The organism is Arthrobacter sp. UYP4, from assembly GCF_057291175.1.
Window position 1 is genome coordinate 276,202 of the sequence record NZ_JBXAVU010000001.1, and the last position, 24,300, is coordinate 300,501.

Below are 24,300 nucleotides of genomic sequence, written 5' to 3' on the forward strand. Positions count from 1 at the left end.
AGCCGAAGGAAGTACCAGTGTTCACAGGAATCGTGTCCGAGCAGGGCAGCGTGGTCTCACTCGAGCTCGCGCCCGACGGCGAGAGCGGCCTCCTCGTCTTCGAGGCGCCGCAGACCGGCCAGGACCTCACCCCCGGCGCGTCCATCGCCGTCAACGGCGTGTGCCTGACGGCCGTGACGCTCGACGGCGGACGAGTCGGCGTCGACGTCATGGGGGAGACCCTCCGCCGGACCACCACCGGCGAGCTGCAACCGGGGGCGCCCGTCAACCTCGAGCGCTGCGTCCCGGCCGGGGGCCGCCTCGACGGGCATGTCGTGCAGGGCCACGTGGACGGCCTCGGGGTGCTGCTGGAACGCGAGGACCTGGGCGCCTGGCACCGGCTCCGCTTCGGCCTCCCGGCGAAACTCGGCCGGTACGCGGCGGAGAAGGGCTCGGTGGCCATCGACGGTGTCTCGCTGACCGTCACCGCCGTCAGCGCACCCGACGAACCGGAGCAGTGGTTCGAGGTCGGGCTGATCCCGACCACCCTCAAGGAGACCGGCCTCGGGGCCAAGTCCCTCGGCGACCCCGTCAACCTCGAGATGGACGTGCTCGCGAAGTACGCCGAACGGCTCCTCGGCTTCGCCGCCGTGGATGCGCGGTCGGGCACGGACGCCGGAGGCGGGCAGTGAGCGCTGCAGGAGGCATCCGGCTGGACCCCATCGGGGACGCCGTCGAGGCCATCGCCGCGGGACGCGCCGTCGTCGTCGTCGACGACGAGGACCGTGAGAACGAGGGCGACATCGTGTTCGCCGCCCAGGACGCCACACCCGAACTGGTGGGCTGGACCGTGCGCTGGACGTCGGGCGTCCTGTGCGTGCCGCTGTTGACCGAGGACGCGGACCGTCTCCTCCTGCCACCGATGACCGCCGTGAACGAGGACTCGAAGGGCACGGCCTACACGGTCTCGTGCGACGCCGCGACCGGTGTCAGCACCGGGATCAGCGCCGCGGACCGCGCCCGCACCGTGACGGTGCTCGCGGATCCGGCGAGCGTCCCCTCGGACCTCACCCGGCCGGGTCACGTCTTCCCGCTGCGCGCCGCCCCCGGCGGCGTCCGCGAGCGGCAGGGACACACCGAGGCCGGCGTCGAACTGAGCCGGCTCGCCGGCAAGCGGCCCGCCGCGGTCATCGCGGAACTGGTGCACGACCACGGTGACATGATGCGTCTGCCCGCTCTGCGCCGTTTCGCCGACGACCACGGCATCCCGCTCGTCTCCATCGAGGACCTCGTCGCGTACCTGGGGGAGCGCGACGGCCGCGACGACGTCGACGAGCAGCCGGACGCGGCCGGCGCCTGAGCCGGCGGCACCCCACCACGACCCGACGAACCACCCCACCCAGCATCAGCACCACCGAAGGAGAACCATGAGCGGCCACGGAGCACCCAGCATCGACATGAGCGGACTGACCACGCAGGAGGGCGCCCCCCTGCGTCTCGCGATCATCGCGGCCAGCTGGCACACGCAGATCATGGACGGTCTGCTCGACGGCGCCCGCCGTGCCGCAGCCGAGGCGGGAGCCGAGGTGACCGAGATCCGCGTCCCCGGCAGTTTCGAACTGCCTGTCGCCGCCGCACGCCTCGCTCCGCACGTGGACGCCGTGGCAGCGCTCGGCGTCGTCATCCGGGGCGGCACCCCCCATTTCGAGTACGTCTGCCAGGCGGCGACGTCCGGCCTCACGGACGTGAGCGTCAGCACGGGCGTGCCGGTGGGCTTCGGTGTGCTGACCTGCGACACCGAACAGCAGGGGCTCGACCGCGCCGGCCTGCCGGGCTCCTCCGAGGACAAGGGGCACGAGGCGGTCTCCGCGGCGCTGGCGACGGCCGCCGTCCTGCGATCGTGGACGCGGTGAGCGCGGAGGCGTCCGTCACACCGGGGAGCCGGAGGAACGGGTCGGCCCGCCGAGCCGATAGCCTAGGGGACGTGAAAACCTTTGATTCCCTGTTCGAGGAACTGAGTGCGAAGGCCGCCGAGCGGCCCGCCGGATCGCGGACCGTCGCGGAGCTCGATTCAGGCGTGCACGGCATCGGCAAGAAGGTCGTCGAAGAGGCCGCCGAGGTGTGGATGGCCGCCGAGTACGAGTCCACCGAGGATGCCGCCGAGGAGATCTCCCAGCTGCTGTACCACCTGCAGGTCCTCATGCTGGCGAAGGGACTCACCCTGGAGGACGTCTACAAGCATCTCTAGCCGCCCCGGCGTACCCCGCCCGCGGCTCCCGCGTGCCACCCCTCCGATCCAGCGAAAGACCCCCAATGCTCCGTGTAGCAGTCCCCAACAAGGGCGCCCTCTCCGAGGCCGCTTCGTCCATGCTCGCCGAGGCCGGCTACCGCCAGCGCCGTGATTCCCGGGAGCTCGTGCTCGTCGATCCCGAGAACGAGATCGAGTTCTTCTTCCTCCGTCCCCGTGACATCGCCGTGTACGTCGGCTCGGGCACGCTCGACGTCGGCATCACCGGCCGGGACCTCTTCCTCGACGCGCAGGTGCAGGCCGAGGAGCTCCTGCAGCTCGGGTTCGGCGCGTCGACCTTCCGCTTCGCCGGTCCGGTGGGCGATTTCGCCACAGTCGAGCAGCTCGAGGGCAAGCGCCTCGCCACGAGCTACGAGGGCCTGCTCAAGGACTACCTCGCCGAGCGCGGCATCAGCGCCGCAGTGGTAAGGCTCGACGGTGCCGTGGAGTCCTCGGTACGCCTCGGCGTGGCCGACGCGATCGCCGACGTCGTCGAGACCGGCAACACACTCCGTGCCGCGGGGATGGAGATCTTCGGGGACCCCATCCTCCAGAGCGAGGCCGTGCTGATCGGCCGCGCGGGCGTCGAGGCCCCCGCAGGGCTCGACGTGCTCCTGCGGCGCCTGCAGGGCGTCCTCGTGGCACGCCAGTACGTGATGATGGACTACGACATCCGCAAGGACCTCGTCGACGAGGCCGCCGCCCTGACGCCGGGCCTCGAGTCCCCGACGGTCTCGCCGCTGCGCGACTCCGAGTGGGTCGCCGTGCGGTCCATGGTCCGGCGGAACCAGACCAACCGCACCATGGACGAGCTGTACGAACTCGGCGCGCGCGCCATCCTCGTCAGCACCATCCACGCCTGCCGGATCTAGGGGAGCACAGCCATGACCGTCGCCGTCCGCGTCATCCCCTGCCTCGACGTCGACGCCGGGCGCGTCGTCAAGGGCGTCAACTTCGAGGACCTGCGCGACGCCGGTGACCCCGTCGAGCTCGCGCACCGCTACGACCGCGCCGGCGCGGACGAGCTGACCTTCCTCGACGTCACAGCGTCCTCCGGCAACCGCGAGACGACCTTCGACGTGGTCGCCCGAACCGCCGAGGAGGTCTTCATCCCGCTGACCGTGGGCGGAGGCGTGCGCGAGATCTCCGACGTCGACCGCCTCCTGCGCTTCGGTGCGGACAAGGCGTCCATCAACACGGCCGCCGTCGCACGCCCCTCCGTCATCGACGAGATTACGGGCCACTTCGGGGCGCAGGTCCTCGTGCTCTCGCTCGACGCGCGGCGCACCCGGGACGCGAGCACCCCGTCGGGCTTCGAGGTCACCACCTACGGAGGCCGCAAGGGGACCGGGATCGACGCCGTCGCGTGGGCGAAGGAAGCGGCGGACCGCGGTGTCGGCGAGATCCTGCTCAACTCCATCGATGCCGACGGCACCAAGGAGGGTTTCGACCTGGAACTCATCCGCGCCGTCCGTGCCGCCGTCGGGGTGCCGCTCATCGCCTCGGGCGGGGCCGGCAGGCCGGAGCACTTCCCGCCGGCGGTCGAGGCAGGCGCCGACGCGGTCCTCGCCGCGTCCGTCTTCCACTTCGGCCCGGTGGACGCCATCGCGCAGGTCAAGGCCGCCATCCGCGCTGCGGGGTTCCCCGTCCGCTGACGGTCCGGACCATCCTCCGCCCCCGGTCAGGGGCGGAGCGGTGGCACGGCCGAGGTCGGTGTGAGGCCGGTGTACTGGTGAGCGCCATGGGTGGGTACTCGCGATCGGAGCGCGGCCCGCAGTCTCTGCGCGGTCGGTCCGCACTCCAGGCGCCGGTGGACGCAGGAGCCGCGCGGCGGCTTCAGATGCCGACGTCGGCGCTCTCGAGCAGGGCGACCGCGTCCGGCTGACCCTCGAAGGTGACCAAGGCCTGCCGGCGCCGGCCGTGGGCGTGCAGGAGGAGTTCTCCGGGGTCCCCGACGATGGCCACCGAGACCGGTGCGCGCTTGGCCACGTGCCGCGGACCGCCCGGGCGTACCAGCACGATGCCGAGGTCCGCGCCGCGGTACAGGATCGCAGCACGCTTGACGAGTTCCTCCCAGAGCGCCTCCGCGTAGTCCCCGTCGAGTGCGCGTGGAGCCCATCGGGTGCCGGCGCGGCGGACGTCCTCCGTATGGACGAAGTACTCGATCAGGTTGACGCTCTTGTCGATCGGGTTGATGCGCATCGGCGAGAGGGCGGGCGGTCCCGCCAGGAACCGGTTCACCAGCGCTTCGAAACCGGCAGGTGATGCGGCGCGTTCGGCCATGTCCCGCGTCGCACGCTCGGTGAGGGCCGCCAGCCTCGGGACCACCATCCCGACGCCCAGCGCAGGCTTGTGCTCGCGGAGGTAGAGGTGTGCGGCCAGGTCGCGTGTCCGCCAGCCCTCGCACAGGGTCGGTGCGTCGGGGCCGGCTGCCAGCAGCGTCTCGGCCAGGACCTCGCGGGACGGGGTTACGTAGTGCATCACAGCTGAAAGTAGCACGGGGGACACCGGCCGGGGCAGGTGCGCCGCGCCCCGCCGTCGACCGCACTAGAATCACAGGTGATGCCTTCCTCCACCTCCTCCCCGGACAATCCCGCCGCTGCCCCGACCGACGTCGCCGGGGAGGAGCGTCCGCTCCTCGACCCGGCCATCGCCGCAGCGCTGAAGAAGGACGACGCCGGCCTGGTCGCCGCCGTCGTCCAGCAGTACGACACACTCGAGGTGCTGATGCTCGGGTGGATGGACGAGGAGGCGCTGCACCGCACGCTCACGAGCGGCCGTGTGACCTTCTACTCGCGGTCCCGCTCGGAGTACTGGCGCAAGGGTGACACCTCCGGCCACCGGCAGTGGGTCAGGGGCGTCGCGCTGGACTGCGACGGCGATGCCCTGCTCGTCACGGTCGACCAGGAGGGTGCGGCCTGCCACACCGGCACGCGCACCTGCTTCGACGGCCGGGCCTTGCCCGCCGTGACCGCCGGCCGTCCCGATGTGAAAGGACCCTGACGCCATGGAGCAGCTGGGCACGATCCGCCCCACCCTCGAGGAATTCCGCGAGCTGGCCCAGGGCCGCCGTGTGGTCCCCGTGCACCTCAAGGTCCTCGCGGACTCCCACACGCCCATCGGCATCTACCGGAAGCTCGCAGCCGGGCAGCCCGGGACGTTCCTGATGGAGTCCGCGGCCGTGGGCGGGGTGTGGTCGCGCTACTCCTTCATCGGCGCGCGGTCCCGTGCCACGCTGACCACCCGCGACGGCGAGGCGCACTGGCTGGGTGAACCGCCGGCGGGGGTACCGGTGGGCGGTGACCCCGTCGAGGCCCTGCGCCTCACGGTCGAGGCGCTCCGCACGGAGCGCTTCGAGGAGCTGCCCCCGTTCACGTCCGGCATGGTCGGCTTCGTGGGCTGGGAGGCCGTCCGGCACTGGGAGCGGCTCACCAGCCCGCCCGAGGACGACCTGCTGCTGCCCGAGCTGGCGATGTGCCTCGTCTCCGACCTGGCCATCCACGACAACGCCGAGGGCTCCCTGACCCTCGTGGCGAATGCGATCAACTTCGACGGCACGGACGAGCGCGTCGACGAGGCCTGGCACGACGCCGTCGCGCGGGTCCGCGCGATGCTCGCCACGCTCGTGGCTCCCGCCGAGCTCGCCGTGTCCGTCATGGCACCGGACGCGCCGACAGCCGAGGCGTCCATGGGCCGCGTGCGTGAGTCCTGGTTCGAGCCCGACTACCTGAAGGCGATCGAGCGCGGCAAGCGGGCCATCGTGGACGGCGACGTGTTCCAGGTGGTCATCAGCCGCCGCTTCGAGATCGAGTGCGACGCCTCGGCCCTCGACGTCTACCGCATCCTCCGCACCACGAACCCGAGCCCCTACATGTACCTGTTCAGCCTCGAGGACGCCGAGGGGCAGGGCTACTCGATCGTGGGCAGTTCACCCGAAGCCCTCGTGACGGTCACGGGCGACGAGGTCATCACGCACCCCATCGCCGGTTCCCGCCCCCGCGGGAGGACCACCGAGGAGGACCGCGACCTCGCCGTCGAGCTCCGCGCCGACACCAAGGAGAAGGCGGAGCACCTCATGCTCGTCGACCTCGCGCGCAACGACCTCTCGAAGGTCTGCGTACCGGGCAGCGTCGACGTCACGCAGTTCATGGAGGTCGAGAAGTTCAGCCACATCATGCACCTCGTCTCCACCGTGGTCGGCAGGCTCTCGCCCGCCAGGAGCGCCTACGACGTCCTGGCGGCGACCTTCCCGGCCGGCACGCTCTCCGGCGCACCCAAGCCACGCGCGCTGCGCCTCATCGACGAGGTGGAACCCCACCGGCGGGGCATCTACGGGGGAGTGGTGGGCTACCTGGACTTCGCCGGGGACATGGACATGGCGATCGCCATCCGCTCCGCGCTCCTGCGGAACGGGAAGGCCTATGTGCAGTCCGGCGGCGGGATCGTCGCCGACTCCGTCCTCGAGGCCGAGGCACTCGAGACGGTCAACAAGGCAGCAGCGCCACTGCGCGCGGCACTCACGGCGGCCGGCCTGCGCCCGGCGACGGCGGACGTGCCGTGAGCGCCGCGGAGGGACCGGCACCGCGCCGCTTCGCGCGCCGCGGAATCGTGGTGATGGGGATCGTGGTCCTCGCACTGCTCGCCTTCGGCTCGACGACCCGGACCTGGCTCTCGGTGCGCCTGCCGCAGGATGCCGTCCAGATGCCCGACCTCGCCATCGCGGGCAGCGACGCGGCGACCCCCGTGACGGCGTTCGCACTCGTGGCGCTGGCCGCGGCGCTCGCCGTCTCGATCGCCGGCCGGGTGGCGCGCTGGATCATCGCCGTCATCCTCGTGCTGTCCGGCGTCGGGATCGCACTGTCCAGCGCATCCGTGGCCCTCGATCCCGCCGGAGCGGCAGAGCCGGCCATCGGCACCGCCATCGGTGTCAGCGGCCTGACCGGAGCCGAGGCGAGCGCGACCGGCATGCCCTGGCTCGCCGTCGTGGCCGGGATCCTGGTGGCACTCGCCGCCGCCTGGGTGGTCCTGGCGGGCCGGACCTGGGGGGTGAACCGGCGGTACGACGCCGGCGCGTCCCGGGTCGGGCGGACTCCTGGAGGCGGCCTCCGACCCGGCGCGCCGGCCCCGTCCACCGGTGACGTCGCCCCCGGCGCCGTCTCCGACGACGCCGCGCGGACGGCTGGGCCGGGCGTGTCGACCCCGCCCACCCCGCCTACCCCGTCGGTGCCCACGGCGGAGCAGGATGCAGGGCGCGACGGCGGTTCCGGCAGTTCCGGCAGTTCCGGCAGTTCCGGCAGTTCCGGCAGTTCCGGCAGTGCTGTGTCCGACGGCTCCGGCAGCGGCGCCGAGGACGCTCCCCCGGTACCGGGCACCGGCCCGGTCGAGGCCCCCGGCTCCGCCCGCACGCCGACAGGGCGCACCAGCTCCCACGCGGACGAGATCGACAGCTGGGACGAGCTCTCGCGCGGCAACGATCCGACGCGCTGACCTCTTCCCCGGCCACGCCGCCCGGAGCCGCCGTCCACCGGCTCCACCACCATCCACGTTCCGCCGGGTCACGCCATCAATGGCAGAATGGAACGGAACCCGTTCGAAGGAGATTTCCATGGCATCCGAGACCCGCACCTCCGCTACCCGCAACACCCCCGCGAACCACGCCCAGATGGGCGACGAGACGATCGGTCACGGCAACAGCCCCGCGGCGTGGACCTGCGTGTTCATCATGCTGGCCGGAGCCGCACTCGCCTCCTTCGCCTACATCCTCGCCAGCACCGAGGGCAATCACGATTTCGGCACGCTGCTCTTCTGGGTCGGCATCGGCATCATGTTCGTCGGCCTGATCGTCGGCTTCATCATGCGCAGGATCGGCTACGGCGTGGGCGGATCGAAGCTCAAGAACAACGGCCACTAGATGACGGTCCTCGACGACATCATCGTCGGCGTCCGCGAGGACCTCGCGGAGCGTCGCCGTAGCCTTCCCCTCGAGGACGTCCGGGCCGCAGCCCTCGCCGCACCCGCTCCGCTCGACGCCTTCGAGGCGCTCGGGGCAGGCCGGGGCGATGCCCTGGCGGTCATCGCCGAGGTGAAGCGGAGCAGCCCGTCCAAGGGTGCCCTGGCCGACATCGCCGATCCGGCGGCCCTCGCCGCGTCCTACGAACAGGGCGGTGCCGCCGTCATCTCCGTGCTGACGGAGCAGCGGCGTTTCGGTGGATCGCTCGCCGACCTCGACGCCGTCCGCGCCGCCGTGGGCCTCCCCGTGCTCCGCAAGGACTTCACGGTGGACGAGTACCAGATCTGGGAGGCGCGCGCCCACGGAGCCGATGTCGTCCTCCTGATCGTCGCGGCCCTCTCCGACGAGGAGCTCACCTCGTTCCTGGCCCTGACACACCGGCTCGGGATGAACGCGATCGTGGAGACGCACACGGCGGAGGAGGTGCGGCGTGCCGCGGCCGCGGAGGCCCGCATCATCGGCGTGAACGTCCGGAACCTCAAGACGCTCGACATCGACCGCGGGGTCTTCGCGGAACTCGCGCACCTCGTCCCCGCCGGCGCGGTCGTCATCGCCGAGTCGGGCGTGCGGGACGCCGCCGATGTCGCCGACTACGCAGGACACGGCGCGCACGCCGTCCTGGTGGGGGAGGCACTCGTCCGGCACAACGATCCGGCCGCCACGATCGACGCGTTCAAGGAGTCAGGCCGCACGGCCTTGCAGGACAGGGCCGCAGCGCACACCTGACCGACGCCGGGACCCGCGGCCGGCCGGGCACACGGGCAGGCCCGGAATCCGGCGCCGACGCGGCCGGCAGTTCAGCCGGCAGCAGTACAGCGAGCACGAAACAGGGGCCGGCCATCGCCGGTCCGAGACGGACCCGGACGGCAGAGCCACCCGGGTCAGGACCAACAGGACGGGACAGCTGAAGTCATGACCGACACGCACCAGGACACGGGCAACCCCGGAGCCGGCGACGGAGCAGCGGACGCCATCGACGCGGGGACGGCCGAGGCCTTCCTCAGCCACGACCAGAGCCTCCGCCATGCTCCCGGCCCCTACTTCGGCGCCTACGGCGGACGCTGGATGCCGGAATCACTGATCGCCGCGCTCGACGAACTGCAGGACACGTTCGACAAGGCCAAGGCCGACCCCGAGTTCACCGCGCAGGTCGCCGACCTGAACCGGAACTACGCCGGCAGGCCGTCGCTCCTCACCGAGGCGCAGCGTTTCGCCGAGCACTGCGGGGGCGTCCGCGTGTTCCTCAAGCGCGAGGACCTGAACCACACCGGCTCGCACAAGATCAACAACGTGCTGGGTCAGGCCCTGATCGCTAAGCGCATGGGCAAGACCCGCGTGATCGCGGAGACCGGTGCCGGCCAGCACGGTGTCGCGAGCGCCACCGCGGCGGCCCTGCTCGGCCTCGAGTGCGTCGTCTACATGGGCGCCGAGGACACGCGGCGCCAGGCCCTCAATGTCGCGCGCATGCAGCTGCTCGGGGCGACGGTCATCCCCGTCACCAACGGTTCGCAGACGTTGAAGGACGCCATCAACGACGCCCTCCGCGACTGGGTGGCCAACGTCGAGACCACGCACTACCTCCTCGGGACGGCAGCCGGAGCGCACCCGTTCCCCGCGATGGTGCGCTACTTCCACGAGGTCATCGGGGAGGAGGCGCGCGAGCAGATCCTCGACCAGGCCGGCAGGCTCCCCGACGCGATCTGCGCCTGCGTCGGTGGCGGGTCGAACGCCATCGGAATGTTCCACGGCTTCCTCGACGACCGCGACGTCGCACTCTACGGCTTCGAGGCGGGCGGCGACGGCGTCGAGACCGGCCGCCACGCGGCCACCATCACCCTGGGACGCCCCGGCGTCCTGCACGGCGCGCGGTCCTACCTCATGCAGGACGAGGACGGCCAGACGATGGAGTCCCACTCCATCTCCGCGGGCCTCGACTACCCCGGCGTCGGACCGGAGCACGCGTACCTCGCCGACATCGGACGGGCGCACTACGAACCCATCACCGACGCGGAGGCCATGGAGGCGTTCCGCCTCCTCAGCCAGACCGAGGGCATCATCCCTGCCATCGAGACGGCGCACGCCCTCGCCGGTGCCATGAAGGTGGGTCGGCGCCTCGCTGCGGACCTCGGGCCGGGGGAGCAGGCGTCGGACAAGATCGTCGTCGTGAACCTCTCCGGTCGCGGGGACAAGGACGTGGCGACCGCCGCGGGCTATTTCGACCTGCTGCCGGACGACAGCGCCGAGCAGGAGATCGCCCAGGAGGGTGAACAACTGTGATGACGCATTCGACCGGACCGACGCCTCCCGTGGATGTCCCTGATCCCGCTCGCTCCGGGACCGGATCGGCCGCCGGCGGTTCGAAGGCCGCCGCCGCGATCGAGAAGGCGCGCAGCGAGGGCCGCGCAGCACTCATCGGCTACCTGCCCGCGGGGTTCCCCGATGTCCAGACCACCATCGACGCCGGCATCGCCATGGCCCAGAACGGCGTGGACCTCATCGAGATCGGCATCCCCTACTCCGATCCCGTCATGGACGGCCACGTCATCCAGGAAGCGACCGTCGAGGCTCTCGCCAACGGCTTCACCGTGCCCCGGATCTTCGACGTCGTCGAGGGCATCACCCGCAGCACGGACGTCGCCGTCCTGGTCATGACCTATTGGAACCCCGTCATGCGGATGGGAGTCCGTGCATTCGCCGAGCGCCTCGCCGCAGCAGGCGGCGCCGGACTCATCACCCCGGACCTCATTCCCGACGAAGCTTCCGAGTGGCTCGAGGCATCCGAGGAATTCGGCCTCGACCGCGTCTTCCTGGTCGCCCCCTCCACGTCTCCGCAGCGCATGCAGGACACCGTCGACGCGAGCCGCGGCTTCGTCTACGCCGTGTCCGTCATGGGCGTGACCGGCGCCCGTACCTCGGTCGGCGCCGCCGCCCGCGCCGTGGTGGATGCCGCCCATGCTGCCGGCGCGGAGCGTGCCTGCGTGGGCCTCGGTGTCTCGACCTCGGCCCAGGTGCGCGAGATCGGTGCCTATGCGGACGGCGTCATCGTCGGTACGGCCCTCGTCGCCGCACTGCGCGACGGCGGCGTGGAAGCCGTCGCCGAACTCACCCGGGAGCTCAGCACCGGCACGGCGAAGGCCCCGGCATGATCGGCGGCGGCCTCGCGGCCTCGATCCCGAGCCCACCCGCAGCCTGGGCCAGTTTCGACCTCGGACCGCTGACCATCCATGCCTACGCGCTGTGCATCCTCGCCGGCATCATCCTGGCGCTCATCCTGACGCAGAGGCGCTTCGTGTCGTTCGGCGGCTCCGCCGACACCGTGTGGGACATCGCGATCTGGGCCATCCCGTTCGGTATCATCGGCGGCCGGCTCTACCACGTGTTCTCCTCGCCCGATGCCTACTTCGGGCCCGAGGGGGACCTCGCCCGGATCCCGCAGATCTGGCAGGGCGGCCTCGGGATCTGGGGTGCGATCGCACTCGGCGCCGTCGGAGCGTGGATCGGTGCCCGACGCGCAGGAGTGAGGCTCTCGGCCTTCGCCGATGCGGCAGCCCCGGGCGTCCTCCTCGCGCAGGCCGTCGGCCGCCTGGGCAACTGGTTCAACCAGGAACTCTTCGGTGCGCCCACCACCCTTCCGTGGGGCCTCGAGATCGACGCCGACAACGCGAACTTCCCGCTCGACCAGGAACCGGGCACCCTGTTCCACCCGACGTTCCTCTACGAGCTCCTGTGGAACCTCGCAGGCGTCGCGCTCCTGCTCCTGCTCGCGCGGCGTTTCCGGCTCCGCGGCGGGCGCATGTTCTGGCTCTACGCCGCGTACTATACGCTCGGACGCGTCTGGATCGAGACGCTGCGCATCGACGACGCCGAGATGGTCACCCTGTTCGGCGTGACGCAGCGGCTCAACGTCTGGACGAGCATCGCGGTGTTCCTCGTGTCGCTCGCCGTGCTCGTGTTCCTCGCGGTCAAGCGCCGTCCCGCTGACGACCCGTCCGTGTATCTCCCCGGTCGCGAGCCCGAGCCGCAGGACGGCACCGGGCTGCAGGACGGCACCGCGCCCGGCGCTACGGCCGGTGGCACGGCCAAGACCGCAGGCACAGACGATCCGGGGGTCGGATCGAACGCTGCCGACACGGGCAGGACCGGTGCCGAGGCACAGGCCGCCGCCACAGCGAAGGCTGCCGACACAGGCGAGGCCGGTGACACGGGCAAGGCCGGTGGAGCGGCGAAGGCCGATGCACCTGCGGCATCCGAGGCCGGGACTCGGCGTGTCGCAGCGGCGGGTCCCGTCCCAGGAGGCGACGGCACAGGGCCGGCTGAGGCTCCTGTGGCAGGCCGGTCGGGTGCATCCGATAACGCTTCAGCCACAGGTGCCCACGCAGCGGACACCGGGCTGGGCACGCGGAACGATCGTGGTAATCTTTCCGAAACAAACGGCGCCTGAGTACCGTTCCAGGACTCCGCGCAAGCGGGGCCGCGGTCTCCGGCTCCCGATAGCAGTCCCCGGGCCACCGCCCCTAAAGGACGCAACACCACATAGTTGTGGACTCCAGGTGCGACGGCCGGATCACCTTCCTGCCCGCACCGACACCGTCCCCAGCCGGCGCAGGACCACTTCTGCGATTGCCCGCCAAGAGCGCCGGGCAACGTCGGCCGGACGATGTGCACGAGATCGATAGACGGTGCCCGCTTCCAGACAGCGGTGCCCCCGGGGCCAGGGCTGTCCCCTCCCGACGCTCCATCATGGGGGAAGGATCCTTTCTATGACTGCTTTGACGCCAGGAAAGTCGACCGGGACGGACTCCGGAACGACACCATCCACGGCTGCGACCGTGCAATCCCCCTTCACGCGGTTCGCCTCCCTGCCGAAGGCGACCGGGCTCTACAACCCGGAGAATGAGAAGGACGCGTGCGGCCTTGCCGTGATCGCGACCCTGCGGGGTGAGCCCGGCCACGACATCGTCGACGCCGCCCTGACAGCGCTGCGCAACCTCGAGCACAGAGGTGCCGTGGGCGCGGACGAGGGCACCGGGGACGGTGCGGGCCTGCTGACCCAGGTCCCCGACGAGTTCTTCCGCGCCGTGGTCGACTTCCCGCTGCCGCCCGCCGGCTCCTACGTCGTCGGCACCGCGTTCCTGCCGGCCGAGGCGAAGGAGGAGGAGACGGCGCGTGCCGGGCTGGAGTCCATCGCCGAGTCCGAAGGTCTCGAGGTGCTCGGCTGGCGGGTCGTCCCCGTCGTCGCCGACCTCGTGGGTGCGATGGCCCGTGCCTGCATGCCGCACTTCGTGCAGCTCTTCCTGGCCCCGGCGGACGGCAGCACGGCCGATCTCGACGGACGCGCGTTCCGGGTGCGGAAGCGTGCCCAGAACAAGTACGGCGTCTACTTCCCCTCGCTGTCCTCGAAGACCATCGTCTACAAGGGCATGCTCACCACGGCGCAGCTCGAGCCCTTCTACCCGGATCTGTCCGACGAGCGTTTCAAGACGCGCCTCGGCATCGTGCACTCCCGGTTCTCCACCAACACCTTCCCGTCCTGGCCGCTCGCGCAGCCCTTCCGGACCATCGCCCACAACGGCGAGATCAACACGGTCAAGGGCAACCGCAACTGGATGCGTGCCCGTCAGTCGCAGCTGTCCAACCCGCTGCTCGGGGACTCGCCGGAGGAGCTGTACCCGATCTGCACCCCGGGCGCCTCGGACTCGGCGTCGTTCGACGAGGTCGCGGAGCTGCTGACGCTCTCGGGCCGCCCGATCACGCACTCGATCATGATGATGATCCCGGAGGCGTGGGAGAACCACGCCACCATGGACCCCGCCCGCCGCGCGTTCTACCAGTACCACTCCATGCTGATGGAGCCCTGGGACGGACCGGCGGCCGTGTCCTTCACCGACGGCCGCCTCGTCGGTGCCGTGCTGGACCGCAACGGACTGCGCCCCGCCCGCTACTGGGTGACCGAGGACGGCCTCGTCATCCTCGCCTCCGAGGTGGGTGTTCTCGACGTCGAGCCCTCCCGCGTGGTCCGCAAGGGCCGTGTCTCGCCGGGCAAGATGTTCCTCGTCGACACGGAGGAAGGCCGCCTGATCGAGGACCAGGAGATCAAGGCCGAGGTCGCCGCCGCCAACCCGTGGGGTGAGTGGGTCAAGGAGAACCTGATCCAGCTCGAGGACCTCCCGGAGCGCGAGCACGTCATCCACACCAAGGCGTCGATCAACCGCCGCCAGCGCACCTTCGGGTACACGCAGGAGGAACTGCGCATCCTGCTCGGTCCCATGGCCAAGAACGGCGCCGAGCCGCTCGGAGCCATGGGCTCGGACACCCCGATCGCCGTGCTGTCCAAGCGCCCGCGCCTCCTGTTCGACTACTTCGTCCAGTCCTTCGCGCAGGTGACGAACCCGCCGCTGGACTCGATCCGCGAGGAGCTCGTGACCTCGATGGGCGTCACGATCGGACCGGACGGCAACCTGCTCTCCACCGGGCAGGTGCGATCCAAGCAGATCGCCCTGAAGTTCCCCGTCATCACCAACGACGAGCTGGCGAAGATCGCCAACCTCGAGACCGACGACGGCGACCGGCTCACGGTCCGGGTGCGCGGCCTGTACCGGCACGACGGCGGCGAGGCCGCCCTGCGGGCACGCCTCGCGGAGATCTGCGAGCAGGTGTCCAGCGCGCTGAACCGCGGCGTCGAATACGTGGTGCTGTCCGACCGCGACTCGAACGCACAGTGGGCCCCCATCCCGTCCCTGCTCCTGACCAGCGCCGTGCACCACCACCTCCTCAAGAGCGCCAACCGCACCAAGACCTCGCTCGTGGTCGAGGCCGGCGACGTGCGCGAGGTCCACCACGTGGCGGTGCTCATCGGCTACGGAGCCTCCGCGGTCAACCCCTATCTGGCCATGGAGAGCTGTGAGGAACTCGTCCGCAACGGCGACATCACCGGCGTCACGGCCGAAGCCGCCGTCGCGCACCTCATCAAGGGCCTCGGCAAGGGTGTCCTGAAGATCATGTCCAAGATGGGCATCTCGACGGTCAGCTCCTACTGCGGTGCCCAGACCTTCGAGGCGCTCGGGCTGTCGCAGGAGCTCGTCGACGAATACTTTCACGGCACGCAGACCCAGCTCGGCGGCGTCGGGCTGGACGTCGTCGCGGCCGAGACCGCCGCTCGCCATGAGAGCGCGTACCCGCAGGACGGCATCGAGGATCCCCATCGCGGCCTCGACAACGGCGGCGAGTACCAGTGGCGCCGCGAGGGACCGCCGCACCTCTTCAACCCCGAGACCGTCTTCCGGCTGCAGCACGCCACGCGCGAGCGCCGCTACGACATCTTCAAGGCGTACACCCAGGGCGTGGACGACCAGTCGCGGGACCTGATGACGCTCCGCGGGCTGCTCAGGCTGCGCGGTGACGCACGCGAACCCATCGGCATCGACGAGGTCGAGCCGGTCTCGTCCATCGTCAAGCGTTTCTCCACGGGCGCGATGAGCTACGGCTCCATCTCGAAGGAAGCCCACGAGACGCTCGCCATCGCGATGAACCGCCTCGGTGCGAAGTCCAACACGGGTGAGGGCGGCGAGGACGTCGAGCGCCTGCTCGATCCCGAGCGTCGGTCGGCCATCAAGCAGGTCGCCTCGGGCCGGTTCGGCGTCACGAGCCTGTACCTGACGAACGCCGACGACATTCAGATCAAGATGGCCCAGGGAGCCAAGCCCGGCGAGGGCGGCCAGCTCATGAGCCAGAAGGTGTACCCCTGGATCGCGCGCACCCGGCACTCCACCCCGGGCGTCGCGCTCATCTCGCCGCCGCCGCACCACGACATCTACTCCATCGAGGACCTCGCACAGCTCATCTACGACCTCAAGAGGTCCAACCCGAGCGCACGCGTCCACGTGAAGCTGGTCTCCGAGGTGGGTATCGGCACGGTCGCCGCGGGCGTCACGAAGGCCAAGGCCGACGTCGTCCTCGTGTCGGGCCACGACGGCGGGACCGGCGCGAGCCCGCTCAATTCGCTCAAGCATGCGGGCATCCCGTGGGAGCTCGGGCTCGCCGAGACGCAGCAGACCCTCATGCTCAACGGGCTGCGCGACCGCGTGGTGGTCCAGGTGGACGGCCAGCTCAAGACCGGGCGCGACGTCGTCATCGCAGCACTGCTCGGTGGTGAGGAGTTCGGCTTCGCCACGGCACCGCTCGTGGTGTCGGGTTGCATCATGATGCGCGTCTGCCACCTCGACACGTGTCCCGTCGGCGTGGCCACGCAGAACCCGGAGCTGCGCAGCCGTTTCACGGGCAAGCCCGAGTTCGTGGTCAACTTCTTCGAGTTCATCGCCGAGGAGGTCCGCGAGATCCTCGCGGAGCTCGGCTTCCGGACGCTCGAGGAGGCCATCGGTCACAGCGAGCTGCTCGACGCCCGCGAGGCGATCGAGCACTGGAAGGCCGACGGCCTGGACCTGGACCCGATCCTGCGGGGCAACGAGTCCGACTCCGGCGAGCCGATGCGGAACATGCTCCCGCAGAACCACGAGCTGGACCAGCACTTCGACAACAAGCTCATCGAGATGAGTGCCGACGCACTGCACCACCGCTCGCCGGTCCGCATCTCCGTCGACGTCGTCAATACGGACCGGTCGGTGGGCACCATGCTCGGTCACGAGGTCACCCGGACCTTCGGACTGGACACGCTGGCCACCGACACCATCGACGTCACCCTCACGGGACAGGCGGGGCAGTCGCTCGGCGCGTTCCTGCCCGCCGGGATCACGCTGCGGCTGCTCGGCGACTCGAACGACTACGTCGGCAAGGGACTGTCCGGCGGCCGCATCATCGTGCGCCCGGACCGCTCCAACGTGTTCCGCGCGGATCACAACGTGATCGCCGGCAATGTCATCGGCTACGGTGCCACGAGTGGCGAGATGTTCCTGCGCGGCCAGGTGGGGGAGCGGTTCCTCGTCCGGAACTCCGGGGCGACGGCGGTGGCCGAGGGGATCGGCGATCACGGCTGCGAGTACATGACGGGCGGCCAGGCCCTGATCCTCGGCCGCACGGGCCGCAACTTCGGTGCGGGCATGTCGGGTGGCACGGCCTACGTACTGGACCTCGACCGCGCGCGTGTCAACAAGCAGAGCCTCGAGAACGGCGAGCTCCTGCTCGTCGGGCTGGACGCCGAGGACGTCGAGATCGTGCGGCGGCTGCTCATCCAGCACGTCGAGGAGACCGAGTCGAACCTGGCCGAGAGCCTGCTGGCGTCCTTCGAGGACACCGTCCCCCGATTCACCAAGGTCCTGCCGCGCGACTACGCCGCGGTACTGGACGCCCGCGCCACCGCCGTCGAGCAGGGCCTCGACCCTGACGGCGAAGAGGCGTGGACAAAGATCCTGGAGGTAACCGGTGGCTGACCCACGCGGATTCATGAAGGTGCGCGAGCGCCAGACCCAGCCACGCCGGCCCGTTCCGGTGCGGATCATGGACTGGAAGGAAGTGTACGAGGCGCAGGAGAAGGGCGTCCTCAAGAGCCAGGCGGGCCGCTGCATGGACTGCGGCATCCCGTTCTGCCACCAGGGCTGCCCGCTCGGCAACCTGATCCCGGAGTGGAACGACCTGACGTTCCGCGACAAGGGACGTGAGGCGATCGATCGCCTGCACGCCACGAACAACTTCCCCGAGTTCACCGGCCGGCTCTGCCCCGCACCGTGCGAGTCCTCGTGCGTGCTTGGCATCAACCAGCCGCCCGTGACCATCAAGCAGGTCGAGGTGTCCATCGCGGACCTGGCCTTCGACGAGGGCTGGGTGGAACCGCATCCGCCGGAGCGCCTGACCGACCGCACCATCGCCGTCGTCGGTTCGGGACCTGCGGGGCTCGCCGCCGCGCAGCAGCTGACGCGGGCGGGCCACACGGTGGCCGTCTACGAGCGCGACGACCGCATCGGCGGCCTGCTCCGCTACGGCATCCCCGACTTCAAAATGGAGAAGATCCACCTCGAGCGCCGCCTCGACCAGATGAAGGCCGAGGGCACGCGCTTCCGGACCGGCGTCGACGTCGGCAAGGACATCAGCTGGGGCCAGCTGAAGCGGCGGTACGACGCCGTCGTCGTCGCCACCGGTGCCACCGTGCCGCGCGACCTCCCCATCCCGGGCCGGGACCTCGAGGGCGTCCACTTCGCCATGGACTACCTGGTACAGGCCAACCGCGTCGTCGCCGGCGAGGCGATCGAGGACCAGATCCATGCGGAGGGCAAGCACGTCGTCATCCTCGGCGGCGGCGACACCGGTGCCGACTGCCTGGGCACGGCCCACCGGCAGCACGCGGCGTCGGTCACCACGCTCGCCATCGGCCAGCAGCCGCCCACCGAGCGCCGCCCGGACCAGCCCTGGCCCACCTTCCCCACGCTGTTCGACATCGCGAGCGCCCACGAGGAGGGCGGGGAGCGGCGCTACCTGGCCTCCACCGTCGAGTTCGTCGGCGACAACGGCGTACTGCGCGGCATCAAGGTCGCCGAGACGGAGTTCGTGAACGGCCGACGGGTGCCGAAGGAGGGCACGGAGCGCGAGATCCCCGCGGACCTCGTCTTCCTCTCCCTGGGCTTCACGGGGGCTGAGCCCGCCGGCATCACCGAGCAGGTCCAGGCCGAGTTCGACGACCGCGGGAACGTGGCACGGGACGGCTACTACATGACGAACACGCCGGGGGTCTTCTCGGCGGGCGACGCCGGCCGCGGCCAGTCGCTGATCGTCTGGGCCATCGCGGAAGGGCGCGCCTGCGCTGCCGCCGTGGACCAGTGGCTCATGGGTTCCACCAAGCTCCCCGCGCCCGTGGCGCCGACCGACCGCTCGATCGCCGTGCTCTGACCGGCTCCGCACAGAATCCCCACGACCCAAACACGACTAGGCTAGGTTTATGAGACGCGCAAAAATCGTTGCAACATTCGGCCCCGCAATCGCCAGCTATGAGAACACCCTCGCGGTGCTCGAGGCGGGCGTCGACGTAGCCCGGATGAACATGAGCCACGGCGACTACGCCGTGCACAGCAGCACCTACGAGAACGTGCGCCGCGCGTCCGAGGAACTCGGCAAGCCCGTCGGCATCTTCGCGGACCTCCAGGGTCCCAAGATCCGTCTCGGCCGGTTCGCCGACGGCCCCCACGCCCTCGCCCCCGGGGACGTCTTCACGATCACCGTCGAGGACGTCGAAGGCACGCAGGACATCTGCTCCACCACGTTCAAGGGACTGCCCCAGGACGTCAACGTGGGCGACATGCTCCTGATCGACGACGGCAAGGTCTCGCTCCGCGCCACCGCGGTCGACGACGTCAAGGTCACCACCGAGGTCGTCGTGGGCGGCATGGTGTCGAACAACAAGGGCATCAACCTGCCCGGCGTCGCCGTCAACGTCCCCGCCCTCAGCGACAAGGACGAGGAGGACCTCCGCTGGGCCATCCAGATCGGCGTCGACATGGTGGCGCTGTCCTTCGTGCGCGACGCCGGTGACGTGAAGCGCGTGCACGAGATCATGGACGAGGAAGGCCGCAGGGTCCCCGTCATCGCGAAGATCGAGAAGCCGCAGGCCGTCGACGCCCTCGAGGAGATCATCGACGCCTTCGACGCCATCATGGTGGCCCGCGGCGATCTCGGCGTCGAGCTTCCCCTGCAGGACGTCCCGATCGTCCAGAAGCGCGCCGTCGAGCTGGCCCGCCGCTGGGCCAAGCCGGTCATCGTCGCCACGCAGGTGCTCGAATCCATGATCGACAACCCCCGCCCCACGCGCGCCGAGGCGTCGGACTGCGCCAACGCCGTCCTCGACGGTGCTGACGCCGTGATGCTCTCGGGCGAGACGAGCGTCGGCAAGTACCCGATCGAGACCGTCCGCACCATGGCGGACATCATTGAATCGACGGAGCGCCACGGCCTCGAGCGCGTCCCGCCGCTGGGCAGCAGGCCGAAGACCCGCGGTGGTGCGATCACCCGTGCCGCCGTCGAGATCTCGGACCAGCTCGACGCCAAGTACATCTGCACCTTCACGCAGTCCGGTGACTCCGCCCGACGCCTCTCGCGCCTCCGCCCGAAGAAGCCGGTCTTCGCGTTCACCCCAGTGCAGTCGACGCTCAACACGATGTCGCTCATCTGGGGTATCCAGCCCAAGCTCGTCGAGTTCGTGGAACACACCGACCAGATGACCTCGCAGGTGGACCGTGTCCTCTTCGAGCAGGGCCTCGTCGAGGTCGACGACCTCGTGGTCATCGCCGCCGGTTCCCCTCCCGGACAGGCCGGGTCGACCAACTCGATCAAGGTCCACCGCGTCGGCGACATCACCGACGCCGGCCAGCTTCCCGACAGCCACACGTCCTACATCAAGGAGGACGTGGGTCCCTGGCCCACCAAGAAGAAGTAGGCCGACCCACCGGTCAGACGCGAAGAGCCCCATCCGTGAGGATGGGGCTCTTCGCGTCTGCGGACCGGAGGGTCCTCGGCCAGGGGTCAGTTGACCTGGTTGATGATCGTCTCGGCGACCTCGCGCATGCTGAGGCGGCGGTCCATGGAGGTCTTCTGGATCCAGCGGAAGGCCTCGGGTTCGGTGAGGCCCATCTTGGTGGTCAGGAGGCTCTTGGCACGCTCCACCAGCTTGCGGGTGGCGAACTGCTCCTGGAGGTCGGACACCTCTGCCTCGAGGGCCTTGATCTCCTCGTGGCGCGACATGGCGATCTCGATGGCGGGGATGAGGTCGGCCGGTGTGAAGGGCTTGACCACGTAGGCCATTGCACCGGCGTCGCGGGCGCGCTCGATGAGTTCCTTCTGGCTGAAGGCCGTCAGCAGGACCACCGGCGCGATGCGTGCCTTGACGATCTGTTCCGCGGCGGTGATGCCGTCCATGACGGGCATCTTCACGTCCATGAGGACGAGGTCCGGCTTGTGCTCCTCGGCGAGGGCCACGGCCTTCTCGCCGTTGTCGGCCTCCGCGACGACCTCGTACCCTTCCCCACGCAGGATCTCGATGATGTCGAGTCGGATGAGCGTCTCGTCCTCGGCCACGATGACCCGGCGTGCGGGTCCGGCGGGCGTGGATTCGGTGGGTTCAGACACTGTTGCTCCTTGATGATGTGGCGTTCCGATGGGCCCGGAGAGGGCATGCTCCCGTTCCCGGAAACAGCCTATCGGCATGTAGAGTGGATTCGCGCACCGGAGGCGAATGAAGTCCCTGTACCTCCGCCCCGCCCGGGCGCGAACGGCCCGAATGGCGGAATTGGCAGACGCGCTGCACTCAAAATGCAGTATCGAGAGGTGTGTGGGTTCGAGTCCCACTTCGGGCACCGGTCTTCAGCGGGTCCGGGGACGTCACTGCTCGGTCGCGGGTCGCTGCCGCTGACGTTTCGTGGCCGACCGTCGTTCCTTGGCAGCCAGTCGCCGGCGGACCGAGCCCCTGGTGGGTCTCGTCGCCCGGCGGGCTGCCGGCTCGGGTGCGAGCGCCTCTGCCACCTTAGCGGCGAGTTTGGCCAGGGCGATCTCGCGATTGCGCAGCTGTGACCGGCGCTCCGAGGCCGTCACAGTGATCACCCCGGACACGAGACGGGGTCCGAGACGCGTGAGCAGCATCTGGCGCTGGCTGTCCGAGAGCGCGGCCGAGCGCGCGACATCCCACGAGAGTTCCGTGCGGCTGTCGGAGGTGTTGACGTGCTGGCCCCCCGGCCCGGACGAACGCGAGAACCGCCAGCCCAGTTCCGATGCGGGAATCGTGAGTGCAGGTGTCACCTCGAGGTCCATGTACCCAGCGTCGCACGGTCAGGAGCAGGGAAGTCCCGCTCGAAGGTGCCGGGGGTAGATTGGGTCCATGGCCAGCGAAGCGATGATCCTCGATGTCGACGGTCCGGACGGTTCCCGGGCCGTCCGCCTGTCCAGCCCGTCCCGTGTGCTCTGGCCGCAGGCCGGGCTGACCAAGCTGGACCTCGCGCGCTATCTCGTCGCCGTCGCGCCTGCCTTCCTGCGCGCCAACGGCGGACGCCCGGTCTCCCTGCAGCGCTTCGGCGGCGACGTGGACGGCGAGCACTTCTTCAGCAAGAACCCGCCGAAGGGTGCGCCGGACTACGTGCGGAGTGTGACGGTGGTCTATCCCAGCGGCCGTGCACACCCTCAGCTCGTCCTCGACGAGCCGGCGTCCGCCGTGTGGGCCGCGCAGATGAACACCGTGGTCTTCCATCCGTGGGCGTCCCGCGCGGATGCCCCCGACCTGCCGGACGAATTGCGGATCGACCTCGACCCGCAGCCCGGGACGACGTTCGTGGACGTGGTGGCGGCCGCCCACGAACTCCGGGCCGTCCTGCGGGAGGCGGGACTGACCTGCTTCGTGAAGACGTCGGGGAACCGCGGGCTCCACGTCTTCGCGCCGATCGAGCCGACCCACGAGTTCCTCGAGGTCCGCCGGGCCGTGATCGCCGCGGCACGGGAACTCGAGCGGCGCATGCCGGACCGGGTGACGACGGCCTGGTGGAAGGAGGAACGCGGTGCCCGCATCTTCGTGGACTACAACCAGGCGAACCGCGACCGCACCATGGCCGGCGCGTACAGCCCGCGCGCCCTGCCCCACGCCCCCGTGTCGTGCCCACTCAGCTGGGACGAACTGACCGGCGTCAACCCGGCAGCCTTCACCATCACGACCGTGCCCCAGAGGCTGGCGACGACCGGTGACCCCTGGGAGGGGCTGCATGCCGATCCGGGCAGCATGGACGTCCTCCGCGAATGGTGGGACCGCGACGTCGAGGCGGGACTGGGCGAGCTGCCGTTCCCGCCGGACTTCCCGAAGATGCCAGGGGAACCTCTGCGCGTGCAGCCCAGCCGCGCACGTAACCGCGCCTGAGCCGCCCTGTCAACGACAGGCCGGACGAGCGGTTCCCGGCGCGAGCCCCTGCCCGCGCTGGTAGAACGGGAGGGAACGTTGCCGCGCCCGGCAGGAGCCGGGCCTGACTCCGGCCGCTGCCCGGCCATCGGGAGACCCATGAAGAAGACCGTGCTGTTCTCGACCCTCCTGCTCATCCTGGTCACCGGGTGCGGCGGAAATCCCGCCACCGATGCCGAGCTTCCCGGTCCCACGCCCGACCCCGCCGAGACGGCGACCGAGCAGGCCGCAGCACCCTCGGATGCGCCGTCCGTCGAGGGCCTCGCAGATGCCAACAGCGGTACGTTCTCGTTCCTGATCGATGAGGCCAGGGGCGACGTCGTCCTGCCGGCCGAGGCGCCCGAGGATGTCGAGGCGGTGCGCGAGGAGCTGGGCCAGGAGGCGGTGACCTATTCACTGGTGACCGTGCAGAATCCCGAAGGGGGAGTGACCCTCGACCTAGAGACCATCACCGTCTCCACTCCGGAAGGCCAGGACCTCGAGCTGAGGCCGGCGGCGACCGTCCTCGAGGAATGGGGTGCGGCGGCGAACGGCGGGGAGTCCTCCCCAGAGGTCGTCGACCTGGTGGAGCAGTACAGCGGGGGAGCGTTGCCCGGGGAGACGAGCGAACTGCTCATGATCGGGGCGTTCCCCGACCTACCGGAGACCGTCCAGCGCGTTCTGGTCCAGCCGACGGGCGGGGCCGACCCGGTGGAGGCAACCGTCCGTCCGGAGTCCTGAGCCGGTTCGCACGACCGGCCGGGCACCGCTGCGGAGTAAACTCAGGCTATGCCGAGCAAGGAGCACACCCGCACTGCTGTGGTCATCGAAGACGACGATGACGTCCGCGATCTGCTGCACACCGTGCTGACCGGCGCGGGCTTCCGTGTGCACACCGCGCCGGCCGGTCTCGCCGGTGTCGAGATGGTCCGCCGCCTCATGCCGGACGTGGTGACGCTCGACGTCGGCCTGCCGGACATCGACGGCTTCGAAGTGGCGGAGCGGATCCGCAGGTTCTCGACAACCTTCATCGTCATGCTCACGGCGCGCGCCCATCCGTCGGACGAGAAACGGGGCTTCGAGGCCGGCGCCGACCGCTATCTCCGCAAGCCGTTCCGTCCGGCGGAGCTGCGCCGGCACATCCAGGAAGGCATGGCGGCGGCGGACGCCTGACGC

23 protein-coding genes and 1 tRNA gene are annotated in these 24,300 nt (G+C 70.2%); 21 read left to right on the forward strand and 3 right to left on the reverse strand.

The window, feature by feature from the left end; translation table 11 throughout:
• Positions 1-17: 17 nt before the first annotated feature.
• The 6 genes from AC0Z9V_RS01245 (at position 18) to hisF (ending at position 3,921) form a co-directional block, all read left to right on the forward strand.
• Positions 18-671, forward strand: a complete 654-nt coding sequence (locus AC0Z9V_RS01245; RefSeq protein ID WP_485140475.1) for a riboflavin synthase — start codon at positions 18-20, stop codon at positions 669-671.
• Positions 668-1,339 (forward strand): 3,4-dihydroxy-2-butanone-4-phosphate synthase, encoded by a 672-nt coding sequence (ribB, locus tag AC0Z9V_RS01250; protein WP_485140476.1) that lies wholly within the window; start codon positions 668-670, stop codon positions 1,337-1,339. The genes AC0Z9V_RS01245 and ribB overlap by 4 nt, the downstream gene beginning before the upstream one ends.
• A 67-nt stretch (positions 1,340-1,406) precedes the next feature.
• Complete coding sequence (gene ribH, locus AC0Z9V_RS01255; protein ID WP_485140477.1) at positions 1,407-1,892, forward strand: 6,7-dimethyl-8-ribityllumazine synthase; 486 nt, start codon at positions 1,407-1,409, stop codon at positions 1,890-1,892.
• 71 nt (positions 1,893-1,963) lie between these two features.
• Entirely contained in the window at positions 1,964-2,227 is a 264-nt protein-coding gene (locus AC0Z9V_RS01260; protein ID WP_133081828.1) for a phosphoribosyl-ATP diphosphatase, read from the forward strand.
• A 65-nt stretch (positions 2,228-2,292) separates the two neighbouring features.
• Complete coding sequence (hisG, locus tag AC0Z9V_RS01265) at positions 2,293-3,138, forward strand: ATP phosphoribosyltransferase (RefSeq protein ID WP_485140478.1); 846 nt, start codon at positions 2,293-2,295, stop codon at positions 3,136-3,138.
• A 12-nt stretch (positions 3,139-3,150) separates the two neighbouring features.
• On the forward strand, positions 3,151-3,921 hold the full coding sequence (gene hisF, locus AC0Z9V_RS01270; protein ID WP_208741014.1) for an imidazole glycerol phosphate synthase subunit HisF: 771 nt from the start codon (positions 3,151-3,153) through the stop codon (positions 3,919-3,921).
• Positions 3,922-4,102: 181 nt separating this feature from the next.
• On the opposite strand, the gene AC0Z9V_RS01275 is transcribed toward hisF, so the two are convergent.
• Positions 4,103-4,747: a TIGR03085 family metal-binding protein gene (locus AC0Z9V_RS01275; RefSeq protein ID WP_485140479.1), complete on the reverse strand. Its 645-nt coding sequence runs from the start codon at positions 4,745-4,747 to the stop codon at positions 4,103-4,105.
• 81 nt (positions 4,748-4,828) lie between these two features.
• On the opposite strand from AC0Z9V_RS01275, the gene hisI reads away from it, so the two are divergent.
• The 11 genes from hisI (at position 4,829) to pyk (ending at position 20,649) form a co-directional block, all read left to right on the forward strand.
• The gene (gene hisI / locus AC0Z9V_RS01280) at positions 4,829-5,269 is read left to right on the forward strand and encodes a phosphoribosyl-AMP cyclohydrolase (protein WP_133081832.1); all 441 of its coding nucleotides are present in this window, start codon (positions 4,829-4,831) and stop codon (positions 5,267-5,269) included.
• A gap of 4 nt (positions 5,270-5,273) precedes the next feature.
• Positions 5,274-6,827 (forward strand): anthranilate synthase component I, encoded by a 1,554-nt coding sequence (locus tag AC0Z9V_RS01285; protein WP_485140480.1) that lies wholly within the window; start codon positions 5,274-5,276, stop codon positions 6,825-6,827.
• On the forward strand, positions 6,824-7,753 hold the full coding sequence (locus AC0Z9V_RS01290) for a Trp biosynthesis-associated membrane protein (RefSeq protein WP_485140481.1): 930 nt from the start codon (positions 6,824-6,826) through the stop codon (positions 7,751-7,753). The genes AC0Z9V_RS01285 and AC0Z9V_RS01290 overlap by 4 nt, the downstream gene beginning before the upstream one ends.
• Before the next feature lie 118 nt (positions 7,754-7,871).
• Positions 7,872-8,177, forward strand: coding sequence for an HGxxPAAW family protein (locus tag AC0Z9V_RS01295; RefSeq protein WP_133081835.1), 306 nt, complete (start codon positions 7,872-7,874; stop codon positions 8,175-8,177).
• Positions 8,178-9,002: an indole-3-glycerol phosphate synthase TrpC gene (trpC, locus tag AC0Z9V_RS01300; protein WP_208741021.1), complete on the forward strand. Its 825-nt coding sequence runs from the start codon at positions 8,178-8,180 to the stop codon at positions 9,000-9,002. It abuts the gene before it with no gap.
• 186 nt (positions 9,003-9,188) lie between these two features.
• A complete protein-coding gene (trpB, locus tag AC0Z9V_RS01305; RefSeq protein WP_208741023.1) occupies positions 9,189-10,553 on the forward strand; it encodes a tryptophan synthase subunit beta in 1,365 nt (454 codons plus the stop codon).
• Entirely contained in the window at positions 10,553-11,422 is an 870-nt protein-coding gene (gene trpA / locus AC0Z9V_RS01310) for a tryptophan synthase subunit alpha (RefSeq protein ID WP_485140482.1), read from the forward strand. Before trpB ends, trpA begins: the two co-directional genes overlap by 1 nt.
• Positions 11,419-12,717: a prolipoprotein diacylglyceryl transferase gene (gene lgt / locus AC0Z9V_RS01315; protein ID WP_485140483.1), complete on the forward strand. Its 1,299-nt coding sequence runs from the start codon at positions 11,419-11,421 to the stop codon at positions 12,715-12,717. Before trpA ends, lgt begins: the two co-directional genes overlap by 4 nt.
• A 319-nt stretch (positions 12,718-13,036) precedes the next feature.
• On the forward strand, positions 13,037-17,659 hold the full coding sequence (gltB, locus tag AC0Z9V_RS01320; RefSeq protein WP_485140484.1) for a glutamate synthase large subunit: 4,623 nt from the start codon (positions 13,037-13,039) through the stop codon (positions 17,657-17,659).
• Complete coding sequence (locus AC0Z9V_RS01325) at positions 17,652-19,109, forward strand: glutamate synthase subunit beta (protein WP_133081841.1); 1,458 nt, start codon at positions 17,652-17,654, stop codon at positions 19,107-19,109. The genes gltB and AC0Z9V_RS01325 overlap by 8 nt, the downstream gene beginning before the upstream one ends.
• A gap of 49 nt (positions 19,110-19,158) precedes the next feature.
• Positions 19,159-20,649 (forward strand): pyruvate kinase, encoded by a 1,491-nt coding sequence (pyk, locus tag AC0Z9V_RS01330; RefSeq protein WP_133081842.1) that lies wholly within the window; start codon positions 19,159-19,161, stop codon positions 20,647-20,649.
• 86 nt (positions 20,650-20,735) lie between these two features.
• Here pyk and AC0Z9V_RS01335 read toward each other — a convergent pair whose 3' ends face one another.
• The gene (locus AC0Z9V_RS01335) at positions 20,736-21,338 is read right to left on the reverse strand and encodes an ANTAR domain-containing response regulator (protein ID WP_208741031.1); all 603 of its coding nucleotides are present in this window, start codon (positions 21,336-21,338) and stop codon (positions 20,736-20,738) included.
• 145 nt (positions 21,339-21,483) lie between these two features.
• Here AC0Z9V_RS01335 and AC0Z9V_RS01340 point away from each other — a divergent pair.
• Positions 21,484-21,565, forward strand: a tRNA-Leu gene (locus AC0Z9V_RS01340).
• Positions 21,566-21,590: 25 nt separating this feature from the next.
• Here AC0Z9V_RS01340 and arfB read toward each other — a convergent pair.
• Positions 21,591-22,016, reverse strand: coding sequence for an alternative ribosome rescue aminoacyl-tRNA hydrolase ArfB (arfB, locus tag AC0Z9V_RS01345; RefSeq protein ID WP_485140485.1), 426 nt, complete (start codon positions 22,014-22,016; stop codon positions 21,591-21,593).
• A gap of 67 nt (positions 22,017-22,083) precedes the next feature.
• Between arfB and ligD the strand changes: the two genes are divergently transcribed.
• From ligD to AC0Z9V_RS01360, 3 genes are all read left to right on the forward strand, one after another.
• Positions 22,084-23,106 (forward strand): non-homologous end-joining DNA ligase, encoded by a 1,023-nt coding sequence (ligD, locus tag AC0Z9V_RS01350; RefSeq protein ID WP_485140486.1) that lies wholly within the window; start codon positions 22,084-22,086, stop codon positions 23,104-23,106.
• A 138-nt stretch (positions 23,107-23,244) separates the two neighbouring features.
• On the forward strand, positions 23,245-23,865 hold the full coding sequence (locus tag AC0Z9V_RS01355; RefSeq protein WP_485140487.1) for a hypothetical protein: 621 nt from the start codon (positions 23,245-23,247) through the stop codon (positions 23,863-23,865).
• Positions 23,866-23,913: 48 nt separating this feature from the next.
• Positions 23,914-24,297: a response regulator transcription factor gene (locus AC0Z9V_RS01360; protein WP_133081847.1), complete on the forward strand. Its 384-nt coding sequence runs from the start codon at positions 23,914-23,916 to the stop codon at positions 24,295-24,297.
• Positions 24,298-24,300: the final 3 nt, after the last annotated feature.